This is a genomic window from Pseudoflavonifractor sp. 524-17 (assembly GCF_009935845.1).
Taxonomy (GTDB): Bacteria; Bacillota; Clostridia; order Oscillospirales; family Oscillospiraceae; genus Pseudoflavonifractor_A.
In genome coordinates this window covers 90,513-113,538 of record NZ_QWEK01000015.1, presented here as the reverse complement: position 1 = coordinate 113,538, position 23,026 = coordinate 90,513, and the positions used below count along the sequence as shown (strand labels likewise).

General features: G+C 60.5%; 30 protein-coding genes and 1 pseudogene. 18 read left to right on the top strand and 13 right to left on the bottom strand.

All coding sequences use genetic code 11. The features are described from left to right. Positions 1–91: 91 nt before the first annotated feature. Entirely contained in the window at positions 92–406 is a 315-nt protein-coding gene (locus D1159_RS06865) for a hypothetical protein (protein ID WP_161844931.1), read from the bottom strand. Between the two features lie 167 nt (positions 407–573). Here D1159_RS06865 and D1159_RS06860 point away from each other — a divergent pair, with 167 nt between their 5' ends. Next, positions 574–957 (top strand): transcriptional repressor, encoded by a 384-nt coding sequence (locus D1159_RS06860; protein WP_161844930.1) that lies wholly within the window; start codon positions 574–576, stop codon positions 955–957. Between the two features lie 170 nt (positions 958–1,127). Here the strand turns inward: D1159_RS06860 and D1159_RS06855 are convergent, their stop codons facing one another. The 3 genes from D1159_RS06855 to rimM form a co-directional block, all read right to left on the bottom strand. After that, a complete protein-coding gene (locus D1159_RS06855) occupies positions 1,128–1,964 on the bottom strand; it encodes a DegV family protein (protein ID WP_161844929.1) in 837 nt (278 codons plus the stop codon). Between the two features lie 320 nt (positions 1,965–2,284). Next, entirely contained in the window at positions 2,285–3,037 is a 753-nt protein-coding gene (gene trmD, locus D1159_RS06850) for a tRNA (guanosine(37)-N1)-methyltransferase TrmD (protein WP_161844928.1), read from the bottom strand. A gap of 1 nt (position 3,038) precedes the next feature. Next, a complete protein-coding gene (gene rimM, locus D1159_RS06845) occupies positions 3,039–3,536 on the bottom strand; it encodes a ribosome maturation factor RimM (RefSeq protein WP_161844927.1) in 498 nt (165 codons plus the stop codon). Between the two features lie 111 nt (positions 3,537–3,647). Between rimM and D1159_RS06840 the strand changes: the two genes are divergently transcribed. Beyond that, a complete protein-coding gene (locus tag D1159_RS06840) occupies positions 3,648–4,346 on the top strand; it encodes a stalk domain-containing protein (RefSeq protein WP_161844926.1) in 699 nt (232 codons plus the stop codon). Positions 4,347–4,843: 497 nt separating this feature from the next. Here the strand turns inward: D1159_RS06840 and D1159_RS06835 are convergent, their stop codons facing one another. From D1159_RS06835 to D1159_RS06800, 8 genes are all read right to left on the bottom strand, one after another. Then, positions 4,844–5,074, bottom strand: coding sequence for a KH domain-containing protein (locus D1159_RS06835; RefSeq protein ID WP_161844925.1), 231 nt, complete (start codon positions 5,072–5,074; stop codon positions 4,844–4,846). Positions 5,075–5,091: 17 nt separating this feature from the next. Further along, positions 5,092–5,331, bottom strand: a complete 240-nt coding sequence (gene rpsP, locus D1159_RS06830) for a 30S ribosomal protein S16 (RefSeq protein WP_161844924.1) — start codon at positions 5,329–5,331, stop codon at positions 5,092–5,094. Positions 5,332–5,410: 79 nt separating this feature from the next. Further along, positions 5,411–6,763: a signal recognition particle protein gene (gene ffh / locus D1159_RS06825; protein ID WP_161844923.1), complete on the bottom strand. Its 1,353-nt coding sequence runs from the start codon at positions 6,761–6,763 to the stop codon at positions 5,411–5,413. Positions 6,764–6,766: 3 nt separating this feature from the next. Further along, positions 6,767–7,138 (bottom strand): YlxM family DNA-binding protein, encoded by a 372-nt coding sequence (ylxM, locus tag D1159_RS06820; protein ID WP_161844922.1) that lies wholly within the window; start codon positions 7,136–7,138, stop codon positions 6,767–6,769. 183 nt (positions 7,139–7,321) lie between these two features. Then, positions 7,322–7,645, bottom strand: coding sequence for a hypothetical protein (locus tag D1159_RS06815; RefSeq protein WP_161844921.1), 324 nt, complete (start codon positions 7,643–7,645; stop codon positions 7,322–7,324). After that, the gene (lgt, locus tag D1159_RS06810; protein ID WP_161844920.1) at positions 7,635–8,540 is read right to left on the bottom strand and encodes a prolipoprotein diacylglyceryl transferase; all 906 of its coding nucleotides are present in this window, start codon (positions 8,538–8,540) and stop codon (positions 7,635–7,637) included. The genes D1159_RS06815 and lgt overlap by 11 nt, the downstream gene beginning before the upstream one ends. Next, complete coding sequence (locus tag D1159_RS06805) at positions 8,537–9,814, bottom strand: pitrilysin family protein (protein WP_161844919.1); 1,278 nt, start codon at positions 9,812–9,814, stop codon at positions 8,537–8,539. The genes lgt and D1159_RS06805 overlap by 4 nt, the downstream gene beginning before the upstream one ends. A gap of 5 nt (positions 9,815–9,819) precedes the next feature. After that, entirely contained in the window at positions 9,820–11,100 is a 1,281-nt protein-coding gene (locus D1159_RS06800; RefSeq protein ID WP_161844918.1) for an insulinase family protein, read from the bottom strand. 309 nt (positions 11,101–11,409) lie between these two features. On the opposite strand from D1159_RS06800, the gene D1159_RS06795 reads away from it, so the two are divergent. From D1159_RS06795 to D1159_RS06750, 10 genes and pseudogenes are all read left to right on the top strand, one after another. Continuing rightward, the gene (locus D1159_RS06795) at positions 11,410–12,336 is read left to right on the top strand and encodes a stage III sporulation protein AB (protein ID WP_243152153.1); all 927 of its coding nucleotides are present in this window, start codon (positions 11,410–11,412) and stop codon (positions 12,334–12,336) included. Between the two features lie 20 nt (positions 12,337–12,356). Further along, the gene (locus tag D1159_RS06790) at positions 12,357–12,869 is read left to right on the top strand and encodes a stage III sporulation protein AB (protein WP_161844917.1); all 513 of its coding nucleotides are present in this window, start codon (positions 12,357–12,359) and stop codon (positions 12,867–12,869) included. 75 nt (positions 12,870–12,944) lie between these two features. After that, positions 12,945–13,139, top strand: coding sequence for a stage III sporulation protein AC (spoIIIAC, locus tag D1159_RS06785; protein ID WP_161844941.1), 195 nt, complete (start codon positions 12,945–12,947; stop codon positions 13,137–13,139). 6 nt (positions 13,140–13,145) lie between these two features. Next, complete coding sequence (locus D1159_RS06780) at positions 13,146–13,532, top strand: SpoIIIAC/SpoIIIAD family protein (protein ID WP_161844916.1); 387 nt, start codon at positions 13,146–13,148, stop codon at positions 13,530–13,532. Between the two features lie 17 nt (positions 13,533–13,549). Further along, positions 13,550–14,638 carry a stage III sporulation protein AE gene (locus tag D1159_RS06775; RefSeq protein ID WP_243152152.1) on the top strand — a complete coding sequence of 363 codons (1,089 nt, stop codon included), beginning with the start codon at positions 13,550–13,552 and terminating at the stop codon, positions 14,636–14,638. Positions 14,639–14,643: 5 nt separating this feature from the next. Continuing rightward, positions 14,644–15,135, top strand: a complete 492-nt coding sequence (locus D1159_RS06770; protein ID WP_161844915.1) for a stage III sporulation protein AF — start codon at positions 14,644–14,646, stop codon at positions 15,133–15,135. Continuing rightward, on the top strand, positions 15,132–15,653 hold the full coding sequence (locus D1159_RS06765; RefSeq protein WP_161844914.1) for a stage III sporulation protein AG: 522 nt from the start codon (positions 15,132–15,134) through the stop codon (positions 15,651–15,653). Before D1159_RS06770 ends, D1159_RS06765 begins: the two co-directional genes overlap by 4 nt. A gap of 4 nt (positions 15,654–15,657) precedes the next feature. Next, positions 15,658–16,302: a SpoIIIAH-like family protein gene (locus D1159_RS06760; RefSeq protein ID WP_243152151.1), complete on the top strand. Its 645-nt coding sequence runs from the start codon at positions 15,658–15,660 to the stop codon at positions 16,300–16,302. A gap of 117 nt (positions 16,303–16,419) precedes the next feature. After that, positions 16,420–16,797 carry an Asp23/Gls24 family envelope stress response protein gene (locus D1159_RS06755; protein ID WP_161844913.1) on the top strand — a complete coding sequence of 126 codons (378 nt, stop codon included), beginning with the start codon at positions 16,420–16,422 and terminating at the stop codon, positions 16,795–16,797. Between the two features lie 147 nt (positions 16,798–16,944). Continuing rightward, positions 16,945–17,573, top strand: a pseudogene (locus tag D1159_RS06750) (CatB-related O-acetyltransferase). A gap of 127 nt (positions 17,574–17,700) precedes the next feature. Here the strand turns inward: D1159_RS06750 and D1159_RS06745 are convergent. Then, entirely contained in the window at positions 17,701–18,459 is a 759-nt protein-coding gene (locus D1159_RS06745) for a class I SAM-dependent methyltransferase (RefSeq protein ID WP_161844912.1), read from the bottom strand. Between the two features lie 288 nt (positions 18,460–18,747). Here D1159_RS06745 and nusB point away from each other — a divergent pair, with 288 nt between their 5' ends. The 6 genes from nusB to D1159_RS06715 are packed head-to-tail and all read left to right on the top strand — an operon-like array spanning position 18,748 to position 23,010. Further along, positions 18,748–19,245: a transcription antitermination factor NusB gene (gene nusB, locus D1159_RS06740; RefSeq protein WP_161844911.1), complete on the top strand. Its 498-nt coding sequence runs from the start codon at positions 18,748–18,750 to the stop codon at positions 19,243–19,245. Beyond that, positions 19,242–20,192 (top strand): DNA-binding protein, encoded by a 951-nt coding sequence (locus D1159_RS06735; RefSeq protein WP_161844910.1) that lies wholly within the window; start codon positions 19,242–19,244, stop codon positions 20,190–20,192. The genes nusB and D1159_RS06735 overlap by 4 nt, the downstream gene beginning before the upstream one ends. Next, positions 20,189–21,418, top strand: coding sequence for an exodeoxyribonuclease VII large subunit (gene xseA / locus D1159_RS06730; protein WP_161844909.1), 1,230 nt, complete (start codon positions 20,189–20,191; stop codon positions 21,416–21,418). Before D1159_RS06735 ends, xseA begins: the two co-directional genes overlap by 4 nt. Further along, entirely contained in the window at positions 21,418–21,657 is a 240-nt protein-coding gene (locus D1159_RS06725; protein ID WP_161844908.1) for an exodeoxyribonuclease VII small subunit, read from the top strand. Before xseA ends, D1159_RS06725 begins: the two co-directional genes overlap by 1 nt. Continuing rightward, positions 21,654–22,532: a polyprenyl synthetase family protein gene (locus D1159_RS06720; protein WP_161844907.1), complete on the top strand. Its 879-nt coding sequence runs from the start codon at positions 21,654–21,656 to the stop codon at positions 22,530–22,532. The genes D1159_RS06725 and D1159_RS06720 overlap by 4 nt, the downstream gene beginning before the upstream one ends. A 16-nt stretch (positions 22,533–22,548) precedes the next feature. Continuing rightward, entirely contained in the window at positions 22,549–23,010 is a 462-nt protein-coding gene (locus D1159_RS06715; RefSeq protein ID WP_161844906.1) for a divergent PAP2 family protein, read from the top strand. The last annotated feature ends 16 nt before the right edge of the window (positions 23,011–23,026 follow it).

Sequence of the window (23,026 nt, the reverse complement as noted above, 5' to 3'; positions counted from 1 at the left end):
TGTTTGCTGCCCTTATGTATCTTTATGCTTTGCGGCCTGCCAGAACTTTTTCCTGGCAGGCCGCTTTTCGACAAGCTAGGGCGTTTTTTTGTTACGATATGGCGTTTTTTACCCCATTTTTTACATCGCGGGCGGCATCCTTCACGCCGTTGGCCGCACCACGGGCCACGTCGCTAACGCCGTCCGTTACCCGCTTTGCGGCGTTGCCGGCGCTGTCCGCCATGTCTCGGGCCGCCTGGCCCACCTGATCTACAGCGTCTCCCGCCGGGGAATGGGTAGGTGCGGCGGAGACGCTGGGCATCGCGGTGGGGGAGGGCGCCACCTGGGGGGCGCTTCCAGTGGAGCAGGCCGTGGCGGACAGGGCTATGGCGATGGCCAGGGAAGAGACAGCAAGCATACGTTTCATTTCAAAGCCTCCTTAAAAATCAGTTTTATGGGAAAACATCATTAGTATGGCCTGGCGGAAGAAAATAACCCTGAGAAAATTTTTGAATAAGGGTTGCAAAAAAACAGGAAAACTGATATCCTTAATAAAAGTAATAATTACTGATTTTAAGAGAGGAACCGTGTGACGTGAACGGCAAACGCTACTCCAGACAGCGCGAACTCATTTATGAAGCGCTCATGCACACAGAAGAGCACCCTACGGCGGAAATGCTCTACTCCTGGCTCAAGCCGGATAATCCCAGCCTGAGCCTGGGGACCGTGTACCGAAATTTGAATTTGCTGGCAGACGAGGGGGTAATTACCCGCATGGCCTTCCCAGTGGAGCGCTATGACGGGAATACCGCGCCTCACAGCCATTTCTGCTGCGACCGGTGCGGCAGGGTGTACGATATTGCAGTCCCCTATTCTGAATCCCTGGATCAAGAGGCGCTGAAGCGCAGTGAACACCAGATTGACCGGCATGAGGTATTATTTCGGGGGGTGTGCGCCGCCTGCAAGGCCAGCCGCTGAACTTGCTTTACAGTATTATTAACACAGGGGCAGAGGATTTAATCATGCTAACCATTGTGATAGAGCGGTGATATCCTGTGTACAGGGTCAAAAACGCCTGAGTCTGGCTGATCAGCCAAGCTCAGGCGCTTTTTGTATATGCAGTCTTTTTGCGGATTTTCAAACAGAACTTAATATGCGGCCACAATGCCGCCGTCATTGGCGTAGACGGTAGAAATGCCCCCGGTCTCGCAGATGAGGATATCCTGGAAGTTACAGCGTTTGAGGGCCAGCTCCTTGAGGAAGAAGGCCCGTTCCAGGCAGTTGCAGTGGGTAATACAGAGGATACGGCCGATATGAGCCAGATCGTTTGCCATAAACTCCACCATTTTACTCAGCGCCTGCTTCATGGACAAGGCCTGGCCCCGCTTGCAGATCTCGCCCTCCGGTGTGGCGCCCATCAGGAGTTTGATTTTCAGAGTGCCGGTGACAATGGCCTGCAGCCGGGTGAGGCGACCGTTTTTCCGCAAGTTGTCCAAGGTCTCCAGCACAAAGAGGGTCTCCATTTTCTGAATAAACTGGGAGACGCCGCTGACCACCTCGGTAAAGTCCAGGCCCTGCCGGGCCAGCTCCCGGATTTTCAGGGCGGCCAACACCTGACCAGAAGAGGCGGAGCAGGAATTAAAAATGTGGATGCGGGTTTTGGGATGCTCCTCCAGATAGAGAAGCCGGGCCTGGGCGGCGCTGTTGTGGGACCCGGACAGAAGGGCGGAGAGAGTGACCACATAGATCTCCTCCGCGCCGCAGTCAAAGGCGTCCAGATAGGCGGACAGGGAGGGGCAGGCAGTCTGAGGAGCATCCTCACTCTGCTTCATGTGCCAGAGCAGACTGGCTTGGTCAAACTGTTCATCGTCTATAAATGTCAGGCCGTCAGATTGAATGGTCAGAGGAACTTTGGCAAAGCAGGGATCCTGGAGCATGGCGGGAGTCAGGTCGCAGCAGCTGTCCACAATGATTTTAAAAGGCATAAAAAACCCTCCATAAGAAGGTATTCGGCTGGCCGGCGCGGGAGTAATACTGGCCATTTCTTTACATGATATTAAAAATTAGATCTTGCTTACTGATGATTGTACCAGAGTTTTTCTAAAAAGTAAAGAGAAATATGGGTCAGCCGGCAGGATTTTGTTCAGTAGAACAGACTGCGAAGCTGTACCAATCGCCTGAACATAAATCTTTGCGTTCAAAACCACCGTTGGCCGCCTTAAAAAGTCTTGAAATACTTGAGAGTTTTTTGCCTCCGGTAATTTCGTCTTGCGAATTTGTATATTTCGAAGAATCGTACAGCTTCTTACAGCGCGCCGTCCTCCTGCGCGATTTCCCGCAAAAGCTTCTGGTCTTCTTTGGAAGAGAGATCCAGTTTGGCATAGAGATCCGGCCGCCGGTCCCGGGTGCGGCGGATGGACTGCTTGCGCCGCCACTTGGCGATATTGGCGTGGTGGCCGGAGAGAAGAATGGGGGGGACCCTGCGGCCGTGCCACTCCTCGGGCCGGGAGTACTGGGGGTACTCCAGCATACCGCTCCAATGACTCTCCTCCTCAAAGCACTCGGGAGAGGACAGAACGCCTGGCACCAGCCGGGCCACCGCGTCAGCCACCGCCATGGCGGGAATTTCGCCGCCGGTGAGGACAAAATCCCCCAAACTGATCTCCTCGTCCACGCACTCGTCAATAAAGCGCTGGTCAATGCCTTCGTAGTGGCCGCAGACCAGAATCAGGTGGTTATAGTCATCCCGCAGCCGCCGGGCGTCCGCCTCGGTAAAGGTCTTGCCGCAGGGGGAGAGGTAGATGGTGCGCACCGGCCCGCTGCCCAAAGACTTGGCGTGCTCCCAGCAGCGGCAGAGGGGATCGGCCTGCATCACCGCCCCCCGGCCCCCGCCATAGGGATAGTGGTCCACCTGTTTCTGCTTGTCCAAGGTGTAGTCCCGGATCTGGTGGGCCTCAATGCGGAGAATATCCCGCTCCTGGGCCCGGCCAAGGATGGATTCGTTCATCATATCGCCGACAGTTTCGTCGAAAAGCGTGAGGATGTCAATGTGATACATATCAGCCGTCCATCCCTTCAATAAGGTGGACCCGGATCCAGCCCTCCTCTACATTGGTACCTCGAAGAAAGGCGTCTACGGCAGGGATGAGATACTCCTTGCCGCCTCCGTGGACCACATATACCTCGTGGGCGGGGGAGGTAAGCACATCGTCCAGGGTTCCCAAGCTCTCCCCGGTGGCGTCGTCTATCACCGTCAAACCGATGAGATCGGCGATAAAATGCCGCCCGTCGGGAAGCTCCACTCCGGTACGGTCGATCCACACAGTCTTGCCCTTGAGGCGCATGGCGGCGTTTACGTCCTCTACTCCTTCCAGAAAGGCCAGCACATTGCCCTTATGGACCCGGGCGCTGCGGATTTTGACTGGCTTTTGGTCAATATAGAGGGCAGCAAAGCTGCACAGAAACTCCGGGCTGTCGCACCAGGGGACGATCTTTACTTCGCCCTGGATGCCATGGGTGTTGGCAATCTGCCCGGCCTCTAAAAATTGGTTTTTCATTGGCTCACTTCCTAATCAAAATGTTTTGCGCGAAATTTAGAAATGCTTGACAGCTGGGGAAGGGGTATTGTAAAATAGAATTGTCTAAAGATAGAAGAGGAGGTTTTTCCAATGAGACAAAAGAGATTCTCGGTACTCATCCTGGCTGTGGTGCTCCTGTGCGGCATCACCATCGGGGCCGGCGCGGCCACCACCGTCCAGACCATCACCGCCACCCTGGATCCCACCGTCAGCGTCAAGTACAACAATGAGGTACAGAACCTGCTGGACGCCAACGGCAACCGGGTGTACCCCATCTCCTACCAGGGGACCACCTATCTCCCCATCCGGGCCATCAGCAATCTGCTGGACCTGGGGGTGAGCTGGGACCAGGCCACCCGCTCTGTCCTGCTGGGCGACCCGGAGGAGGGTGTGGACCTGATCGAGGCATTTAAGCCCTATACAAAATATAATACCGATGGCAACGATCAGTTTGTCCAGAACAGCGACAAGATGAGCGCGAATGCTGGCGGCGTAGAGATCAGCCACTGGATTGGTTTTAAGTATCATGGGTGGACAGACCGTCAGCGCACCACGTCCTTCAACCTGGGCGGCAAATACACCAGCCTGACCTTCCGGGTGTACGCAGATGTGGACACGACGCTTACGCTCAAGGGAGACAACGACCATGTGCTTGGCGAGTATAACCTGGTGGGCGGTCAGGTGCCGCAGACCATTACCGTCAACCTGCTGAACACCACGCAGCTTTCCTTTGTCCGCGACGGTAAGGAGTATAGCATGTGCTATATCTTTGACACGGTTTTGAAGTAACGCCGGGATCAACGGGGAGAGAAAGCGGGGCGCGCCGTCCTAGGATGGTGCGCCCTCTTTCTGTGCTTCGAAAGCGCCGTCTGCAAAATTAAAAATTAGAAATACTTGACAGTCGGGGGTATTGTAAAATAGAATCGTCTAAAACAGAGGAGGAGGTTTTTTCCAATAAGAAAAAAGCGATTTTCGTTCCCTGCACTGCTGGCGGTGGGGCTTCTGTGCAGCTCCATTGGGGCCCGGCGCGATTACCACCGCTACCCTGGGCCCAACGGCCAGCATCAAGTACGACAATGAGATCCAGCCCCTCCTGAGCGCCAACGGCAACTGGGTGTGCCCCATCTCCTACCAGGGCACCACCTTATCTGCCCATCCGGCCAGATGGCGACGGGCGCATGGAGGAATAACGCCTATGTGTTCAACGCCTATCTGGGCGCGGAGCAATAATCCTCAATCCCAGCGCAAAAGGGTGCGCCGTCATAGTACGGCGCACCCTTTTTTCGTCAGTCCACGATTTCCACAGAAACCCGCGTACCCTGCCGCTGCGCCACAGAGCGCATCAAGGTACGGATTTCCTTGGCGATGCGGCCCTGGCGGCCGATTACCTTACCCATATCCTCAGGAGCCACCCGGAGCTCTAGGACGGTCTCGCCATTGCTGGGATGCTCGGTGACCTCCACCGCGTCGGGGCAGTCCACCAGATTCCGGGCGATGTAAGTGAGCAGTTCCTTCATGCGGTCAAGGACCTCCATTAAAGAGCGCCGGCTTTTTTCAGCAGGGCCTTTACAGTTTCAGTGGGCTGGGCGCCGGTTTTGATCCAGGCCTGGGCGCGGTCAGCGTCCACCTTGATCTCGGCGGGAGTGGTCAGGGGATTGTAAGTGCCGATCTCCTCGATAAAACGGCCGTCCCGGGGATAGCGGGAGTCGGCAACCACAATGCGGTAGAAGGGAGCCTTTTTGGCGCCCATACGACGCAGACGGATTTTAACCATGGCAGATTCACCTCCATAATAATTGTTCATCTCTCTATGGTCAGCGCGCCGGAGAACCGGAGCGTGTACCAACAAAGGGTCAGAAAGGGAACTTCATCCCCTTCATGCGGCCAAACATGCCGGCCTTGCGCTTCATCTTGCCGCCGGTAAAGTGTTTGGTCATCTGCTGCATTAGGTCGAACTGCTTGAGCAGGCGGTTGATATCCACCACCTGAGTGCCGGAGCCGGCAGCAATGCGCTTTTTCCGGCTGTTGTTCAGCAGGGAGGGGTTCTCCCGCTCCTGGGGGGTCATGGACAAAATGATGGCCTCGGTACGGGACAGGGCCTTCTCGTCTACGCTGGCGCCCTCCAGTGCCTTGGGATTCATGCCTGGGAGCATCCCGGCCAAGTCGGTCAGGGAACCCATCTGCCTCACCTGACACAGCTGTTCATAGAAGTCGCTGAGGGTGAATTTATTTTTGCGCAGCTTCTGCTCCAGCTCCGCGGCCTTCTGCATATCAAAGCTCTGCTGGGCTTTCTCGATGAGGGAGAGCATGTCCCCCATGCCCAGAATGCGGGAGGCCATCCGGTCGGGGTGGAAGACCTCGATCTGGTCCAGCTTTTCCCCCACGCCGGCAAATTTGATGGGTTTTCCCGTGACCGCCTTGATGGACAGGGCCGCGCCGCCCCTGGCGTCGCCGTCCAGCTTGGTAAGCATCACGCCGGTGATGTCCAGTGCCTCGTCAAAGGCTTTAGCGGCGTTGACCGCGTCCTGGCCGATCATAGCGTCCACAATAAGGAGAATTTCGTCCGGCTGAATGGCGGCCTTCATCTCCTTAAGCTGATCCATCAGCTCCTCATCTACATGGAGCCGCCCGGCGGTGTCCACAAAGACCATGTCGTTGCCGTGCCTGCGGGCGTGTTCAATGCCGGCTTTGGCGATCTCAACAGGATCCCCCAGGCCCATCTGGAAGACGGGGACATCCACCTGGCTGCCCACCACCTCCAGCTGGGTAATGGCGGCGGGGCGGAACGTATCACAGGCCACCAACAGGGGCCGCTTGCCGTTGTGCTTCTTCATAAAGCCGGCCAGCTTGGCGCCGTTTGTGGTCTTGCCTGCGCCGTTGAGGCCCACCAGCATCACCACGGTGGGGGGCTTGGGGGAGATGGTGAGCTTGGTGCTCTCGCCGCCCATAAGCGCGATGAGCTCCTCATTGACGATTTTGATGATCATCTGGGCCGGGGTCAGACTTTCCAGTACGTCGGAGCCAATGGCCCGCTCGGTAACGCCGGCCACAAACTGCTTGACGATCTTGAAGTTGACGTCGGCCTCCAGCAGGGCCATGCGGATCTCCTTCATGGCCTCCTTTACGTCGGCCTCGGTGAGACGGCCCTTGCCCCGCAGCTTTTTGAACGCGGCGGAGAGTTTTTCGGTTAGTCCTTCAAAAGCCATGGGTCACTCCTGCTTCAGCCGGTCGAGGGCATGCTGAATGTCGTTGCAGCCGGCCTCGATGCCGTTGTCATAGTAGCGGCGGTCCTCGTTGATCCGGCGGATGGCGTCCACCGCGCTCTGGATGGCGGCAAATTGATCCTGCATCCGGTAAAACCGCTTGATAATGCCGGTTTTATCCTCCAGCTCGGTGAGAATGCCCTCCGCCCGGACGATGACATCCCGGACGCCCTGCCGGGTGATGCCGTAGTTTTCCGCGATTTCCGCCAGGGACAGGTCCTCGTTATAGTAGAGGTCGTAAAATTCCCGCTGGCGGTCGGTGAGCATGTCGCCATAGAAATCAAAGAGCATAGCCATGCGGTATGCCTGACTCTTCATCCCGCCGCCTCCCGTGGAAATTTTGTAAAGGGGTTTCACTCTGTAAAGCTCAGCCGCTTTACAAATAAAGATGATACACGGTTTTACACCATTTGTCAAGAGTATTTCCGGCAGCCGTCATATAATTTTTGGATAAACTGCGGCCTCTTTTCGTCATTTTCAACGAAAAGAGGCCGCGGTTTTTTAATTTTCCCACCGGGCTGCGGCGCAGACTGCTTCCAGCAGAGCGGTCCGGCCCTCCGGCGTGTCAATGGGGTGAGCCCCCATGTCCTTTTCCGGCGGGATCGGGTGGCTGTGGGGGAGGGTGCAGAGGATTGCGTGGAGCGCCTCCCGGGGGGTGAGGGCGGCGAGGAGCCCGTCCGCCCCCTCCGCCAGGGCGGCGGAGAGGGTGTAGATCTCGCAGTAGATCCCCCGTGCCTGGCAGTCCCCCTCCAACAGGGCGCAGGCGGCCCGGTTGTGAGGGCTGTCCTCCAAGAGAAGGGCCAGTCCGGGCCGGTCAGGCGTCATGGCGCTCCTCCGATCCGGACGGGGGCTTGTCCGCCTTGGCGGGAGCCCGGTTGACCCACAGCTGCTCCGGTGGATGGGGGCGAAACTTGAAAAAGTAGATCAGCAGCGCGATGCCGGCCAGACCGGAGGCAAAGCCCAACACCTGGGATACCCGCAGGCCGGTGCGGAAGAAATAGAGGCTGTCGGTGCGCAGACCCTCAATCATGCCCCGGCCGATGCCGTACCACGCCAGATAGCCGAAGAAGATCTGTCCGTCAAATTTGCGCAGCCTCTTTCCCACGAAGATGAGCAGCAGCAGGCCGGCTAAATTCCACAGGGATTCGTAGAGAAAGGTGGGGTGGACCTCCTTGACCACGGCCACACCGTCCAGGTATTCGGTGATCCCCATCCGCCAGGGGAGCGTGGTCTCCCCGCCGTAGGCCTCCACATTGACAAAATTGCCCCACCGGCCCACCAGCTGTCCGATGAGCAGTCCATACACCCCCGCGTCGGCGAAGGCCAGGAAGGGGAGCTTGCGGACCTTGCAGAAGACCAGCAAAGTCAGGCCGGAGGCGATGACCGCGCCATAAATCGCCAGCCCGCCGTCCCAGATGCGCACCATCGCGGCGAAATCCAGCCCCCCCTCCGGGGTGCGGTACAGATCCAGGTAAAAGATTACGTAGTACAGCCGGGCCCCAAGAATGGACAGGGGCACGGCAAAGAAGAGCATGTCGATAATGTCATCCTCTTTGATGCCGAACCGGCTGGATATACGGGTGCAGTAGGCCACTGCCAGCAGAAAGCCCGTGGCGATGATGATGCCATACCAGTGGATGGGCCACCCAAACAGGGAGAAAGCGATGGAATTGAGCTGGAAGGAGAGCCCCAGGCCGGGGAAGGTGACAGTACGGATCATAGCGCCCCCTTGGGCCGGACGACAGCCAAACAGGCCCGTTCGGAAGTACACCAGCGGCGCAGGGCGCCCTCCACATCCTGCTGGGAGATGGTATCGAAGACGGCGGGGAAGTCCAGATAGTCTGCTCCGTCAAAGTGGGCCTGGGCCTGCTGGACACAGATGTGCTCAAAAGAGTTCAGGGCGCGGACACGGCTGCCGTAAGCTGCCTTTTTCAGCCGGGCGAAGAGGGAGGCGTCAATGCCGCTGCGTCCAAGGCGTTCTGCCTCGGCCAGAACGGCGTCCCGGACGGCCTCCGGATCCCGGCTCTCCCCGCCGGCGGCCAAAAAGGCGCAGCCGGGATAGGCCTCATAGCCTACGCCGAAATTTTTGTTGATGAGACCCCTGTCGTAGAGATCAGCATAGAGGGGACTGGATGCGCCCGCCAGTACCTCGCCCACCAGCTCGCCAATAAGCTGCTGGCGCAGGCGCTCCTGTCCCATGGGGGCGGGATCCGCCTTGAAGCCCAGCTGGAAAATGGGGGCGGAGACCTCCATGTTCAGCTCCCGCAGGGGCTGGGCGGCGTGCTCGGGCTCCGGGGCGCCGTAGTCCCGCACAATCTCTTCCCCACCTTGGGCTGGAAGGATCTCCCGGGCCAGCTCTGCCACCCGCTGGGGGTTCACGTTCCCCGCCACACATAAGACCATGTTGGCCGGGTGGTAGAAAGCCTTATGGCAGGCGTAGAGGGTGTCGGCGGTGATGTGGGAGATGGACTCCCGGCTCCCCGCAACGGAGATCCGGATGGGGTTGGACGCATAGAGCCCAGCCAGCAGGTTCATAAAGGCCTGCCACATGGGGTCGTCTTCAATCATCTGAATTTCCTGGCCGATGATCCCCTGCTCCTTGTCCACGCTCTCCTGGGTGAACCAGGGTATGGAGACGAAGGAGAGAAGGATTTTCAGATTCTCCTCAAATTTCTCCGTGCTCTCAAAATAGTAGCCTGTAATGGCGGAACTGGTGAAAGCGTTGGGGCTGGCCCCGTTGGCGGCCAGATCCTGGAGGGCGTTGCCGTCCTGAGTGTCAAACATCTTGTGCTCCAGGAAGTGGGCCACGCCGGCGGGCGTGTCCTGCCACTGTCCCCCTAGCTGGAAGCGGGTGTCCATCCCACCGTAATTGGTGGCGAAAAAGGCATAGCTCTTCTGAAAATCGGGTTTTACGTCCACGTAGATGTGCAGTCCGTTGTCCAGCCGGGTGTGCCAGAGCGCCTCGCCCACCCGGGAATAGGTTTTCTTGTCCATGTGCATCAGACCTCCTTACCGGTGAGGAAATAGACGGTATCCAGGGCCAAAGTTTGGAAGGCGGCGGCAACCTCTTCCAGGGTGACCTGTTCCACCCGCTCCGCCAGGGCGTCCGGCCCCTCGGCGATGCCGGCCACGGCCTGACCCAGCCAGAAGTCCTCCAGCCGGCCCTGGGCGTCCATGGCACTGCGCAGGGTGCTCACCACAGAGCGGCGGGCCCCCTCCAGCTCCCAATTCTCAAACTGTCCGGCCTTGCAGGCCTCCAGCTGGGCCAGGATCTCGGCTCTGGCAGCCTGGAACTGCTCAAACTCCACGCCGGAAGAGACCATCATAACCCCCTTGTGCTTTTCCAGCATGGAGCTGGCGTAGTAGCACAGAGACAGCTTTTCCCGTACATTGAGGAAGAGCTTTGAGGTGGTGGTGCCGCCATAGACGGCGTTGGCCAGCATAAGGGCGGGGTACTGCTTGCTCCACACGTCGGCTCCAGCCCGGAAACCCAGAGAGAGCTTGCCTTGGGTTACATCCATCCGCTCTTCTACGTTCTTCTCCTGCTCGGGGGCGCTCTTTGACGCCGGCCGGGGGAGGGGGGGGCGCTCTTCACAGCAGGGGAGAGCGGAAAAGGCGTTTTTCAGGGCCTGAACCACCCGCCCGGGCTGGGCGGAGCCGCAGTAGTAGATCTCCACCGGGGCGGTATGGAGCAGATGCTGGTACTGCGCCCAGAGAGATTGGGGCGTAATCGCGGCGGCGTGGGCCTCGTCTCCCAGACGGTCCACGCCGAAGGGCTCGTCTTTGCACATCTCCTGCTTCAGCCGGGTGAGGGCATAGGAGCGCTTGTCGTTGATCTGGGCCCGGATGCGGTCTGCCAGATTGTCGCGCTCCCCCTTGGTGTACTCCTGAGAGAAGCACCCGTCCTCTATGACGGGCTGGAGGAAGAGCTCCCCCATCAGCCCGGCGGCCCGCCCCAGCAGGGTGGAGCCATCCAGGGTATAGGCGTCGTCCAAAAAGCTGCCCAGAAAGCCCACACACTGTACCTCGCCCCTGGTCCGGACCATGGGTTCAATGGAGCCTCCGTACAGCTCGTCCAGGGCGGCGGAGATGGCCTGCATGGTGGGATAGTTCCGGCTGCCCCGCCGGAGGACGGAGGGGATCAGTGCGTTGACGGAGGCGGTCTCTCGGTCCAGGGGGGTAAGAAAATTGACTCCCAGCACGCAGGACTTGAATTTTCCGGTATGGACCGCCGTCAGATGGACGCCGGGAAACAGTTCGGTTCGTGTCAGTTCGGCCATAGGCCATCCTTCCTTTCGTAGCAGGGCGGGAAAAGCCGGCAAGGATTCCCGCTCCTGAATGTAGTCCATGTAGTTCTTAGGTTCTCCTCAAATACAGTATATTATCATACCACAAAATTTTCTCTTTGCCAGCCCGAGACGAGAAAAATTTTCCATCCTGGCAGATTTTTAAAAAATAGGACAAGACCGGCATAAAGTGGGACGGGCTGTCATAGGATGTGCCAGTAATGATTCCCGGCCCGGGCTCCGGTGTTTTGGGCGCCGCGCAGGCTGGGGCGGCAGTATGCAAAAGACAGGGGGCATAGCAGGATGTCAGCACAAAATCAAATGGGGGCAGAGCGCCTGCGGCAGGCGGCGGCGCTGCTGCCTGGCCGGCTTCGGGAGCACTTGGAACACCTGCCGGAAGAGACGCAGGCCGTGGTGGAGGAAATCCGCCTCCGGGCGGGTCAGCGTATGACGGTGGTCACCCCGGCAGGGGAGCGGCCGGTGGCCGGATGCGGGGCGGCGCTGACCCCCCAGGATCTGTCGTTGGTTCTGGAGGTGGCCACCCGGGCCTCCGCCCACACCGCCCTGGACCGGGTGCAGAGCGGCTTCGTCACGGTCCAGGGGGGGCACCGCGTCGGCCTGTGCGGCACGGCGGTGATGCGGGATGGAGGAATTCACAATCTGCGCCGGCTGTCCTCCATTGCCGTCCGAGTGGCCCGGCAGGTACCGGGGGCGGCGCGGCCCGTTTTGGGACAGGTCCGGCGGGAGGAGGGCGTCTGGAGCACCTTGATTCTCTCTCCGCCGGGGTGCGGCAAGACGACGCTGCTGCGGGATCTGATCCGGAGCCTCTCCAGTGGGGAGGGGGGCCCCGCCCTGCGGGTGGGGGTGGCGGATGAGCGCAGTGAGGTGGCCGCCCTGTGGGAAGGGTGTCCCCAACTGGATGTGGGGCCCCGCACCGACGTGCTGGAGGGCTGTCCCAAGGCTATGGGACTGATGATGCTGCTGAGGGGGATGAATCCCCAGGTGCTGGCCGCAGACGAGATCACCGCGCCGGAGGATGTACGGGCGCTGGAGTGTGCCGCCAACTGCGGCGTATCTCTGCTGGCCACTGCCCACGGGCTGGATCTGGATGATCTGCGCCGGCGTCCCCTTTACCGGAATTTACTGGAGTTGGGGGTGTTTCACCAGGTCATTCGTCTCAGCCGGGATGGGGACCGGCGCAGCTGCGCCGTACTGACACTGGAGACGTAAACCGGGAATGGGGGATAGGGATGCGAAAACTGCTGGGCGCGGCGCTGATCATTGGAGGAACCGCAGCGATGGGATTTTCTGCGGCACGGGGGCTGGCCCAGCGGGTATCCGGCCTGGGGGCCGTGATAGCCGCGCTGGAGCTGGCCGAGCGGGAGCTCTCCTTCCGGCTGACTCCCATCCCAGAGCTGCTGGACGAGCTGTCCCGCCGGGCGCCTGCGCCGGCCGGGGCCTTTTTCGCTGGCTGCCTGGCCCGGCTGGACCGTCTGGGAGAGCGGAGCCTGGGAGAGCTGTGGGACGAGGCCATAGAGGAACAGCCCATGGGGCTGGCGGCGGAGGACCGAGAGATCCTCTCCCGGCTGGGCCGGGTGCTGGGCCGGTACGACGGCGGTGGCCAGCAGGAGGCGGTTGCCCTGGCCCGGGTGCGGCTGGAGCACAATCTGGCCGCCGCTGAGGCGGACCGGGACAGCCGGGGCAGGCTCTACGGCGCCTTGGGCCTCACCGCCGGGAGCTTTTTTGCCATTTTGCTGCTTTGACCGGATCCCCGCCGCCGGGTGCGGCTGTGAGGCGGTCCGGCGGGGCCTATGAGCGTGGGAAGGATGTATAATATAATGGATGTGGATTTGATTTTCAAGATTGCAGCCATTGGTATTTTGGTGTCGGTGCTCAATCAGGTTCTGACCCGCTCGGGCCGGGATGAGCAGGCGACGATGGTCACTCTGGCTGGGCTGGTGGTGGTGTTGATGCTGGTGGTACAGGAGATCAGCGACCTGTTCAATCTGGTCAAGAACCTGTTCGGGCTGTGATGAGGGATGATAGATATTTTAAAGGTGGCGGCCCTGGGCATTACGGCGGCGCTGTGTGCTGTGGTGGTGAAAAAACAGGCCCGGGAGCTGGGCCTGGTGCTGGCGCTGGCTGCCGGCGCCCTGATTCTGGGCGGGGCGCTGCGGAGCGTGGAGCAGGTACGGTCTTTTCTGGACACCCTGGCGGATATGGCTCAAATCTCACCGGCGGTGCTGGCCCCGGTGCTGAAAACCGTGGGCATTTCCATCATCACCCGCATCACCGCGGAGCTGTGCCGGGACGCGGGGGAGGGCGGGATCGCCGCCTTTGTGGAGACCGCCGGCGCGGCGCTGGCCCTGTGCGTATCCGTACCGCTGCTCCAGGCGGTGCTGTCCACCCTCAACAGCCTGTTTTGAAGGGGGCGGCGCTGATTTTGCTGCTGTTGCTGCTCCTCTCGCTGTGGGGCTCCGCCACGGCGTCGGAGCCGGACATTCAGGCCGCCCAGGCAGAGGCGTTGGATCTGGACGGCCTGAAGGATGCCGCCCGGGACGAGCTGTCCGGCCTGGACATCGGTCTGAATTTGGATCTGGACCAGGGGCTGGGGCAGATTTTGGACACCGGCAGCGAGCAGGTCCCCGGAGTGGTGCGAAAGGCGGTACGCAGCGGCATTCTGCTGCTGGCGGTGGTGCTGCTGTGCGGCTTGGCGGAGGAACTGTCCAAAAGCCTGGGAAAGGCGGTGGGGCCGGATGCGGCGGCAGTGGCGGGAGCCTTGGCGGTGATGTCAGTGGCCGCCGCCGATGTCCACGCTATGGTGGGGCTGGGCCGGGCGGCGCTGAGCGAGATGAGCGCCTTTTCCAAAGTGCTGCTGCCCACCATGGCCGCCGCCTCAGCGGCCTGCGGTACGCCGGGGGGCGCCGCTGCACGGCAGATGGCCACCATGCTCTTCTCCGATGTGCTGCTGACAGTAATCGACCAGATACTGATTCCTCTGGTGTACTGCTATATGGCGGCCTGTACCGCCCACGCCGCTTTGGGGAACGAGGGCTTAAAACGGGTGAGCGATGTGCTGAAATGGACCATTACTTCGGTGCTGACCGTGATTTTGCTTGTATTTGTGGGTTATTTGACCGTCAGCGGGGTGATTGCGGGAAGTACAGACGCCCTGACACTGAAGACGGCCAAGATGACCATCTCCGGCGCGGTGCCTGTGGTGGGGGGGATTCTCTCCGACGCGGCGGAGACTATCCTGGCCGGGGCAGGCATCCTGCGCAACGCGGTGGGGGTGTTTGGAATGCTGGGGGTGCTGGCCATCTGCTTGCTTCCCTTTTTGCAGCTGGGGATCCACTACCTGGCCTATAAGCTTACCGCCGCGCTGGCCGCTACGGTGTCAGACGGGGTGCTGTCCAAGCTCATCGACCGTATTGGCGGCGCGTTTGGACTGGTATTAGGGATGACGGGGGCGGGGGCGTTGCTGCTGCTAGTGTCGCTGGTGTCCGCCGTCACCATGGCGGTAGGGGGGTGACAGGGATGCTGGACTTTTTGAAGGACTGGCTTATGGGCGTCACAGCGGCGGCCCTGCTGGTGGCTGCGGCAGATGCGGTGATGCCGCCGGGGACGGTGCATCGGCTGGGTCGGCTTACCGGTGGGCTGGTGCTGCTGCTGGCGGTGCTCTCGCCCCTGCTGCGGCTGGACGGGACGGCCCTGTCCAGGGCGCTGACACAGTATCAGCTGTCCCAGCCGGAGCTGGCTGAGCTGGAGGCGGTGGACGCCGCCCTGCTGAAAGAACTCATAGAGGAACGCTCTGACGCATATATATCGGACAAGGCGGAGGGCTTGGGCATCCAATGCCGGGTTGTGGTGGAGACGCAGGCGGGAGAGGACGGCTATCCCATCCCGTGGGCGGTAACCATTTACGGCAACGTGGACGCTGCCCAGCGGGCGGCGCTGGAGCGCCGGATCGAAGCCGATTTTGCCATTCCGGCGGCGCGTCAGACCTACAAGGTGGAGGAGACGCAATGAAAGGAATGGACTTGACCAAGCTGGGGGAGAGGCTGCAAGGTCTGCTGGGGAAATACCGCTATGTCCTGCTGGTCATTGCGGCGGGAGTTATCCTTCTGCTGCTGCCCTCCGGGGAGGGGAGGATGCCGGCGCAGAGTGCCGCGCCCAGCCAGGACAGGACAGCGGAGGTGTCCGCCATGGAGGACCGGCTGGAGGAGGTCCTTTCCCAGATAGAGGGGGCGGGAAGGGTGCAGGTTGTGCTCACCCTACAGGCCGGCCCCCGGCAGATCTGGGCCAGAGATACCAGTCAGGAGGAGGGAGAGGATACATACAGGCAGGAGGAGACGCTGGTGGTGGTCTCCCGGGGGTCCGGTCAGGAGGAGACCATACCGGTCCAGCAGATTTCGCCCCAATTCCGGGGGGCGCTGGTGGTATGCTCAGGGGGAGACGACCCTGCCGTGCGCCTGTCTTTGGTGGAGGCGGTGTCGGCGCTGACGGGGCTGGGTTCTGACAAGATTTCAATCTGTAAAGGAAAGTGAGGAAATGGCAATGAAACTCTGGAAACGAAATGCGGTGGTGGCGGCAATCGTCCTCTTTGTGTGCGCGGCGGTGTATCTCAACTGGTCCTATGGCCAGGAGACGGCGGGGACCGGCAAGGTTCTGGGCCAGGCGGCGCTGGTGGGGGGGAAGACGGACGATCCCCTCCTGCTGGGGGGCAAGACACAGGACAAGGACACCTCCGGAGCCAAAGAGCAAACTGGGGAGACCCCCAACAGCACGGCGCAGCCTCAGGCCAGCGGGGCGCCCAGCGCCAGTGAGCCAAATACCGGAACGGGCTATTTTGCCTCTGCCCGGCTCAACCGGCAGCAGGCCCGGGACAGCGCCCTGACCATGCTCCAGGACTCCGCCGGCAGCGAGACAGCGGACGCGGCGATGAAAGAGCAGATGACTGCCGCTATTGAGACGATGGCCAGCACTACCGTGTCGGAGGCACAGATTGAGAATCTGGTTACGGCCAAGGGATATACCGACTGTGTGGCCTTCATCAGTGAAAACAGTGCCAGCGTGGTGGTGGCCGCCAGTGGGGAGGGCCTGTCCGACGCAGATATCGCCCGTATTACAGAGATTGTCACCGGCGAGACCGGCTTGTCCGCCAGTCAGATCAAGATCATCGAGGCGGAGCCGTAGGCGCGTTCGGAACATACTCCGGCGGTGGACAAAAAATTTGTTGGTATTTTTCCAGTTCTGTGGTACAATGTGAAACAGGGGATCCATCTTGATACAGAATAAGGAGCGTGACCTGCAATGGCCGATGCGAGAGAATATGTTTCCCGCCCGGATGAACTGGGGAATATCCATATATCAGAGGAGGTTCTGGCCGTCATCGCCGCCGCCGCCACATTGGAGGTGGAGGGGGTGGGCAGCCTGTCCCCCAATCTGGGTACCGATCTGGCGGAGCTGCTGGGCAAGAAGAGCTTGTCCAAGGGTGTGCGCATCGCGGTGAACGAGGGCAGCGTCAGTGTAGAGGTGTCCATCTTCATCAAATACGGCTACACCATTCCCGAGGTGGCCAACGCCGTACAGAAGGCAGTCCTCAGCGCGATCGGCAACACCAGCGGCCTGAGCGTGGAGTGCGTTAATGTCCACGTGGGCGGCGTTGTCTTCGAGCGGGAGGCCAAGTAGGCCGGAATAAAAGCCAGGAGCATGGGAGAGAAGCGTACTTCTCCCATGCTCTTTTTGCGGTGTATTGGAAGGGAGGAGAGCGGGTGAGGCGCTGCATTGTAATTGCCGGTATAGCCGCCCAATCAAAAGAATTAGGAGGAGATTAGAATGGCTGTACCGGCCAAAAAAGAATACCCCCGTACCGGAGATCGGGAGACGGTCTATCTGAAATATGTGGTAACAGATCCCAGCATTGTGGTCGGGGAGTTCACGGTGTATCACGACTTCGTCCATGACCCCCGGCAGTTTGAACGCAACAATATACTCTACCACTATGCTGTCAACGGCGACAGACTGATCATTGGGAAGTTTTGCTCCATTGCCTGCGGGGCGAAGTTTCTGTTTAACAGCGCTAACCACGCCCTTGGATCGCTTTCCACCTACCCGTTTCCCATTTTTTTGAGGAATGGGGCCTGGATGCGGGAGATATGGCATCGGCCTGGGACAACAAGGGAGACATTGTCATAGGAAACGATGTCTGGATCGGCTATGAGGCAGTCGTTCTGGCGGGTGTTTCCATTGGCGACGGGGCTGTCATCGGTGCCCGGGCGGTGGTCGCCAAAGACATGCCGCCGTACACAATTGTGGGCGGCGTTCCGGCGCGGACGATCCGCCGGCGCTTTTCCCAGGAGGTTATCTCCGTGCTGCTGGCGCTGAAGTGGTGGGATTGGCCGACGGAAAAGATCAGACAAAATATTGCGGCCATCCAGGCGGGAGAGCTGGAGTGTCTGAAGTAGAAAACCGCGGCAGATGAATTGCCCCACAAGCGCCTAGAAGCGGACAGCCGGCCAAAATGGCCAGCTGTCCGTTTAAGAACCTGTATCATGCGGTTCAGCGGGATCTTTTGCCGTCCCGCGGTGGCGCTTATTTTTTCGCCGCAATCAGATACCGGTGAATAGTACCCTGGATCTTGCCCTCGCGCTCCACAAGCTCCTGCAGGTGCAGCAGCCGCTGGAAACAGTAGTCCACGGAAAAGCCGGGAAACTCCCACTCGATAATGCGGGCAAACCAGACGAAGGCCCCTACATCATAGAACAGGATTGGGCGGTATGCCTCCTCCGCCTGGAGAATTTGGAATCCTGTCTCTTCAAACGCCCTGCGTTGCTGTTTGAGATTCAGGTAGGGAAATGGCTTGTCTGTTCCAGGCAGTACCAGTTCCACTAGGTCTCTGTCGTTCTCCCCGCCCACCTGCTCTGTGAGAAAGATGCCGTTGGGGCGAAGCAGCCGGAAGATCTCCGCCGGGTCAAAGCTGCCGTGCCGGTTTAAAATCAGGTCGAAGGACTGGTCTTCAAAGGGAATATGGCTGGGATCGCTGCACGCTCTGAACCGGATACCCAGAGGCAAAAGAGTCTTCTGGCACAATTTGACGTTGGGGGGATATCCCTCTGTGGCGGAGGTCTTATCATAGGGGTGGCCCAGGGACAGCAAAAATTCTCCGCCGCCGGTGTCGTAGTCCAGGAGCTCCTGGACGCTGCGTCGGTACTGCCGGACCACCTCCTTATAGCACCACGGCAGGTCGGCCTCCTCCTCGTACCGGCCGTAAATATGGGAAAAATCCCAGCCGTGAATGTGCGCCGTGTCCTCCTCCTGCTGCCAGATGGCCCTTAAATGCTCTGCATCCATATTAGAGAGCCCCCCCTCTCCCGCAAACCTTTTTGTAGATTGTTTTTTGAATTTTACCACAGTGATTCAGCCAATTCAATCTCTTTTGGTGAAATCGACGGAGTTTTAGCCAGCGCCCCTTATTTTGAAAAAATGGAAAGAAAACTGGGGGTTTTCTTTTTGTATATTCCTGTGTATAATGAGTGATATCTGTGGAATGGAAAGAAAAGGGGAGCAGCTCCGGGCATGGTCCGGCCCCCGAGAGAAAGAGAACGACCGGGTCCCCCGGTCCGGATGGGAGGAACGAAAATGACACGTACCAATGCCCGGGAGATCGCGGTCCATTTTTCCTTTGAGCTGGGCTTCGCCAATGAGACAGCGGAGGAGCTGCTGGAGCACATGCTCACCCGGCCTATCTTTGAGCTGATTGGAGAAGAAGAGCCACTTTACGCCGAATTTCCCAACGAAAAGCAGCGCACATATATCTGTACATTGGTCCGGGGGGTCTACGCCCACTGTCCGGAGCTGGATGAGTACATCTCCCGTTACGCCATCGGCTGGAAGTTCAGCCGCATTCCTAAGGTAGCGGTGTCCATTATGCGGGTGGCCATGTATGAGATCCTGTATATGCAGGATATTCCCAACGCTGCGGCCATCAATGAGGCGGTAGAGCTGACGAAGCGGTATGAGGCGCCGGAGGTGGTGTCCTTCGTCAATGGCATTCTGGGTTCCTTTGTGCGCAGCGAGTGCCCCCCCGACCCGGTAGGCCAGCCGGAAGCGGCTGCGCCGGAGCAGGAGGAACCATGAGCGCCGGGGTGTGCCTAGGTCTGGATACCAGCAACTATAACACTTCGGTGGCCGTGTTTGACGGGAGCCGGGGGAGGAATGCGGGCCGGCTTCTAGACGTACCGGCGGGGGCCCTGGGCCTGCGCCAGAGCGAGGCCCTCTTTCAGCATGTAAAGCGCCTGCCGGAGCTCTTTGCCAAGCTGCGGGAAGCGGGAGAGCTGGGTGAGATCCGGGCGGTGGCGGCCAGCACCCGGCCCAGGGCTGTAGAGGGCTCCTACATGCCCTGTTTTCTGGTGGGGGAGAGCCAGGGGCGCAGTGTGGCGGACACCCTGGGCGTCCCCTTTTTCTCCGTCAGTCACCAGCAAGGGCATATCGCCGCTGCGGCTTGGTCTGGGGAGCGGATGGACCTGCTGGACCGGCCCTTTCTGGCCTGGCACCTGTCCGGCGGCACCACCGAGCTGCTCTATGTGGAGCCGGAGGGCGTTAATGTCGCCGCGCGCAAAATCGGCGGAACCAGTGATATCTCTGCCGGGCAGCTGATTGACCGCACCGGTGCGGCCCTCGGCCTGAGCTTTCCTGCGGGAAAGGCGGTGGATGAGCTGGCGGGCTGTAGTAGGAGCGAGGAGTGCTTTCCGGTGAAGCTGACGGATCGGTTTACCTTTTCTCTGTCTGGCATGGAGAACAAAAGCGCCGCCATGGCGGCCAAGGGGCGGGAGGGGGCAGACGTCGCCGCCTTTGTGCTCAATACCATATCCGACGTGGTGCGCCGGGCCACGGCTGCGGCCCAGCGGGAATATCCCGGTCTGCCGGTGCTCTGTTCCGGCGGAGTAGCCTCCAACCGCCGCCTGCGGCAGGTACTGACTCAGTCCTGCCAGGCGGTGTTTGCGCAGCCCCAATACGCGTCGGACAACGCTATGGGCGTGGCCATTCTGGCCAGCCGCCTGGCGGACGGAGGGGGACAGAGATGAACGAGCATTCCGTCTATTCCGTCACCCAGGTGAACCAGTATATCAAAAGCCTTCTGGATGGGGACAGGATTCTCGCCAACGTATTGATCCGGGGGGAGATCTCCAACTATAAGGCGTATCCCTCTGGGCACCACTATTTCTCCCTGAAGGACGAGGAGGGAAGCCTGCGGTGTGTCCTTTTCCGCCGGGAGGCGGGGAAGATCCGCTTCCGCCCCCAGAACGGGATGCGTGTGATTGCCTTTGGCCGGATCACAGTGTTCCCTCGGGACGGGCAGTATCAGCTCTACTGCTCCAACCTGACCCCAGACGGGATGGGAGAGCTCCACTTGGCTTTTGAGCAGTGCCGGGACAAGCTGTACCGGGAGGGACTGTTTGACCCCGCCCACAAAAAACCAATTCCCAAGTTCCCCCAGCGGATTGCGTTGATTACCTCCTCTGCCGGAGCGGCGGTGTGGGATATGATCCGCATTTTAGGGGCCCGGTGGCCCATGGCCCAGATTTCGGTGGTGCCGGTGCGGGTCCAGGGCGTGGAGGCGCCGGGGGAGCTGTGCGCCGCCCTGGATTGGGTGAACCGGTATGCCCTGGCCGACCTTATCATCACCGGCCGGGGGGGCGGCTCTATGGAGGATCTGTGGGCCTTTAACGACGAGGAAGTGGCCCGGAGCATCTACGCCTCCCAAATTCCGGTGATCTCTGCCGTGGGCCACGAGCCGGATGTGACCATCGCCGACTATGTGGCGGATCTCCGGGCCTCCACTCCGTCCAACGGGGCGGAGCTGGCCGTTCCTCATCAGGAGGAGGTCTGTGCCGCGCTCTTCCAGCTGGAGCGGCGCATGGAGCACAGTATGCTTCAGCGGCTGGAGCGGGCCAGGGGCCGGCTGACCGCGCTGGGGGAGCGGCGGGTGCTGCAAATCCCCATGGCGCCCATTGAGGATCGGCGGATGTGGCTGGCCCTTCAGGGGGAGAAGCTGCAAAGAGGACTGGCTGGCGGGCTGAGCGCCCAGCGGGAGCGGCTGGCCCGCCTCGCCGCCGGGCTGGACGCGATGAGCCCCTTGAAGGTGCTGGGCCGGGGCTACGCCATTGCCAGCACCCGCCGGGGTGTGATAAAATCCAAGACAGACGTGTTGCCGGGGGAGGAGATCCGGCTCCGGCTGACAGACGGCGCCATATCCTGCCGGGCGGAGTCTGGCAGTCAGGCGTCTCATAACGCAGAAGGAGCGCAGTAATGGCAGAAAAGAAGATGAGCTTTGAACAGGCCGCCAGCCGGCTGGAAGAGGTCGTCCGGCAGATGGAGCAGGGGGAGACCTCTCTGGAGGAGTCTATGGCGCTGTTTGAAGAGGGGGCGGCTTTGATGAAAAAATGTACTGCCCTGCTGGACAAGGCGGAGCAGAAGGTGTGCAAGCTGACCGCCGGTCCCGACGGAAAACCGGTGGAGACGCCCATGGAGAAGGAGCAGACGGTATGACTTTTGAGGAACGGATGGAAGAAGACCGGCAGGCGGTGGAGGACTGGCTCCGGCACTGCTTTGACGGCCGCGCCTCCCGGGCGGATCTGTACGACGCCATGAGGTACAGCCTGGTGGCCGGTGGGAAGCGCCTGCGGCCTATCCTGCTGCTGGAGAGCTGCCGCATGTGCGGGGGTGATGTTCTGCGGGCCCTGCCCTTCGCCTGCGGGGTGGAGATGCTCCACACCTACTCTCTGATTCACGACGATCTGCCCTGTATGGATGACGATGATCTCCGCCGGGGCCGGCCCACAAACCATAAGGTCTTTGGCGAGGCCACGGCGGTGCTGGCGGGAGACGCCCTGCTGACAGCGGCCTTTGAGACGGTGCTGGAGCCGGTGGAGGGAGTATCCCCAGCGCAGGCACTGTCTGCGGCGTCCTGCCTGGCCAAGGCCGCTGGGGCGGCTGGAATGGCGGGCGGTCAGGCGCTGGATATCGCGGGGGAAGGGTACGCCCTCTCCCTTGCCGAGGTAGAGGAGCTCCAGGCGCTGAAGACCGGGGCGCTGATCTGCGCGGCGGCGGAGATGGGCTGCATCCTGGCCGGCGGCGGCGCGGAGGAGCGGGCCGCGGTGCGCCAGTACGCCCAGTGCCTAGGCCTAGCCTTCCAGATCAGGGATGACATGCTGGACGTGGAGGGAGAGGAGACGGTGCTGGGAAAACCCATCGGTTCTGACGCGGAGAACGAAAAGACCACTTTCGTCACCCTCAAGGGCCTGGACGACTGCCGGGAGCGGGTGGCAGAGCTCACCCGCGGCGCGAAGGAAGCCCTGAGCGGCTTTGAGGACCCGGGATTTTTATGTTGGCTGGCCGACGCCCTGGAGGCGCGGAAAAACTGACGGGCGGGAGGCGGCTATGAACGTAACAGACGTACTCACAGGCAATATTATTTTGAATCTGTCCATCTTGGCCTGGGCTCTGGCTCAGATTTTAAAGGTGATGCTGGTGCTCATTACCAAGCACCGCTGGGATTGGCGGCACATTTTGTCCAGCGGCGGGATGCCCAGCTCCCACTCCGCCTTTGTCAGCGCCTGCGCCGGCGCGGTTGGGATGATGCAGGGATTTGGCTCTGTGAGCTTTGCCATTGCGGCGGTAGTGGCCATTGTGGTGATGTATGACGCCTCCAATGTCCGACGGGCGGCGGGAGAGCAGGCGAAGATACTCAACTATATCATGGACCACTGGAAGGAAATGCGCCCGGAGTTTTTCGGCAAAGAGCTGAAGGAGCTGCTGGGGCATACCCCGTTTCAGGTGCTGATGGGCGGTCTTCTGGGGGTAGTCGTGGGCGTGGGCGGCATGTATCTGCTCAAGCGCTGAGGGCGTGGGCGGAACT

What these genes read in the sequence shown, in the direction of transcription:
- D1159_RS06865 (WP_161844931.1), bottom strand. Translation starts at nt 406, where the DNA reads ATGAAACGTATGCTTGCTGTCTCTTCCCTGGCCATCGCCATAGCCCTG.
- D1159_RS06855 (WP_161844929.1), bottom strand. Translation starts at nt 1,964, where the DNA reads ATGCCTTTTAAAATCATTGTGGACAGCTGCTGCGACCTGACTCCCGCC.
- trmD (WP_161844928.1), bottom strand. Translation starts at nt 3,037, where the DNA reads ATGTATCACATTGACATCCTCACGCTTTTCGACGAAACTGTCGGCGAT.
- rimM (WP_161844927.1), bottom strand. Translation starts at nt 3,536, where the DNA reads ATGAAAAACCAATTTTTAGAGGCCGGGCAGATTGCCAACACCCATGGC.
- D1159_RS06840 (WP_161844926.1), top strand. Translation starts at nt 3,648, where the DNA reads ATGAGACAAAAGAGATTCTCGGTACTCATCCTGGCTGTGGTGCTCCTG.
- D1159_RS06835 (WP_161844925.1), bottom strand. Translation starts at nt 5,074, where the DNA reads ATGAAGGAACTGCTCACTTACATCGCCCGGAATCTGGTGGACTGCCCC.
- rpsP (WP_161844924.1), bottom strand. Translation starts at nt 5,331, where the DNA reads ATGGTTAAAATCCGTCTGCGTCGTATGGGCGCCAAAAAGGCTCCCTTC.
- ffh (WP_161844923.1), bottom strand. Translation starts at nt 6,763, where the DNA reads ATGGCTTTTGAAGGACTAACCGAAAAACTCTCCGCCGCGTTCAAAAAG.
- ylxM (WP_161844922.1), bottom strand. Translation starts at nt 7,138, where the DNA reads ATGAAGAGTCAGGCATACCGCATGGCTATGCTCTTTGATTTCTATGGC.
- D1159_RS06815 (WP_161844921.1), bottom strand. Translation starts at nt 7,645, where the DNA reads ATGACGCCTGACCGGCCCGGACTGGCCCTTCTCTTGGAGGACAGCCCT.
- lgt (WP_161844920.1), bottom strand. Translation starts at nt 8,540, where the DNA reads ATGATCCGTACTGTCACCTTCCCCGGCCTGGGGCTCTCCTTCCAGCTC.
- D1159_RS06805 (WP_161844919.1), bottom strand. Translation starts at nt 9,814, where the DNA reads ATGGACAAGAAAACCTATTCCCGGGTGGGCGAGGCGCTCTGGCACACC.
- D1159_RS06800 (WP_161844918.1), bottom strand. Translation starts at nt 11,100, where the DNA reads ATGGCCGAACTGACACGAACCGAACTGTTTCCCGGCGTCCATCTGACG.
- D1159_RS06795 (WP_243152153.1), top strand. Translation starts at nt 11,410, where the DNA reads ATGTCAGCACAAAATCAAATGGGGGCAGAGCGCCTGCGGCAGGCGGCG.
- D1159_RS06790 (WP_161844917.1), top strand. Translation starts at nt 12,357, where the DNA reads ATGCGAAAACTGCTGGGCGCGGCGCTGATCATTGGAGGAACCGCAGCG.
- spoIIIAC (WP_161844941.1), top strand. Translation starts at nt 12,945, where the DNA reads ATGGATGTGGATTTGATTTTCAAGATTGCAGCCATTGGTATTTTGGTG.
- D1159_RS06780 (WP_161844916.1), top strand. Translation starts at nt 13,146, where the DNA reads ATGATAGATATTTTAAAGGTGGCGGCCCTGGGCATTACGGCGGCGCTG.
- D1159_RS06770 (WP_161844915.1), top strand. Translation starts at nt 14,644, where the DNA reads ATGCTGGACTTTTTGAAGGACTGGCTTATGGGCGTCACAGCGGCGGCC.
- D1159_RS06765 (WP_161844914.1), top strand. Translation starts at nt 15,132, where the DNA reads ATGAAAGGAATGGACTTGACCAAGCTGGGGGAGAGGCTGCAAGGTCTG.
- D1159_RS06760 (WP_243152151.1), top strand. Translation starts at nt 15,658, where the DNA reads ATGGCAATGAAACTCTGGAAACGAAATGCGGTGGTGGCGGCAATCGTC.
- D1159_RS06755 (WP_161844913.1), top strand. Translation starts at nt 16,420, where the DNA reads ATGGCCGATGCGAGAGAATATGTTTCCCGCCCGGATGAACTGGGGAAT.
- D1159_RS06745 (WP_161844912.1), bottom strand. Translation starts at nt 18,459, where the DNA reads ATGGATGCAGAGCATTTAAGGGCCATCTGGCAGCAGGAGGAGGACACG.
- nusB (WP_161844911.1), top strand. Translation starts at nt 18,748, where the DNA reads ATGACACGTACCAATGCCCGGGAGATCGCGGTCCATTTTTCCTTTGAG.
- D1159_RS06735 (WP_161844910.1), top strand. Translation starts at nt 19,242, where the DNA reads ATGAGCGCCGGGGTGTGCCTAGGTCTGGATACCAGCAACTATAACACT.
- xseA (WP_161844909.1), top strand. Translation starts at nt 20,189, where the DNA reads ATGAACGAGCATTCCGTCTATTCCGTCACCCAGGTGAACCAGTATATC.
- D1159_RS06725 (WP_161844908.1), top strand. Translation starts at nt 21,418, where the DNA reads ATGGCAGAAAAGAAGATGAGCTTTGAACAGGCCGCCAGCCGGCTGGAA.
- D1159_RS06720 (WP_161844907.1), top strand. Translation starts at nt 21,654, where the DNA reads ATGACTTTTGAGGAACGGATGGAAGAAGACCGGCAGGCGGTGGAGGAC.
- D1159_RS06715 (WP_161844906.1), top strand. Translation starts at nt 22,549, where the DNA reads ATGAACGTAACAGACGTACTCACAGGCAATATTATTTTGAATCTGTCC.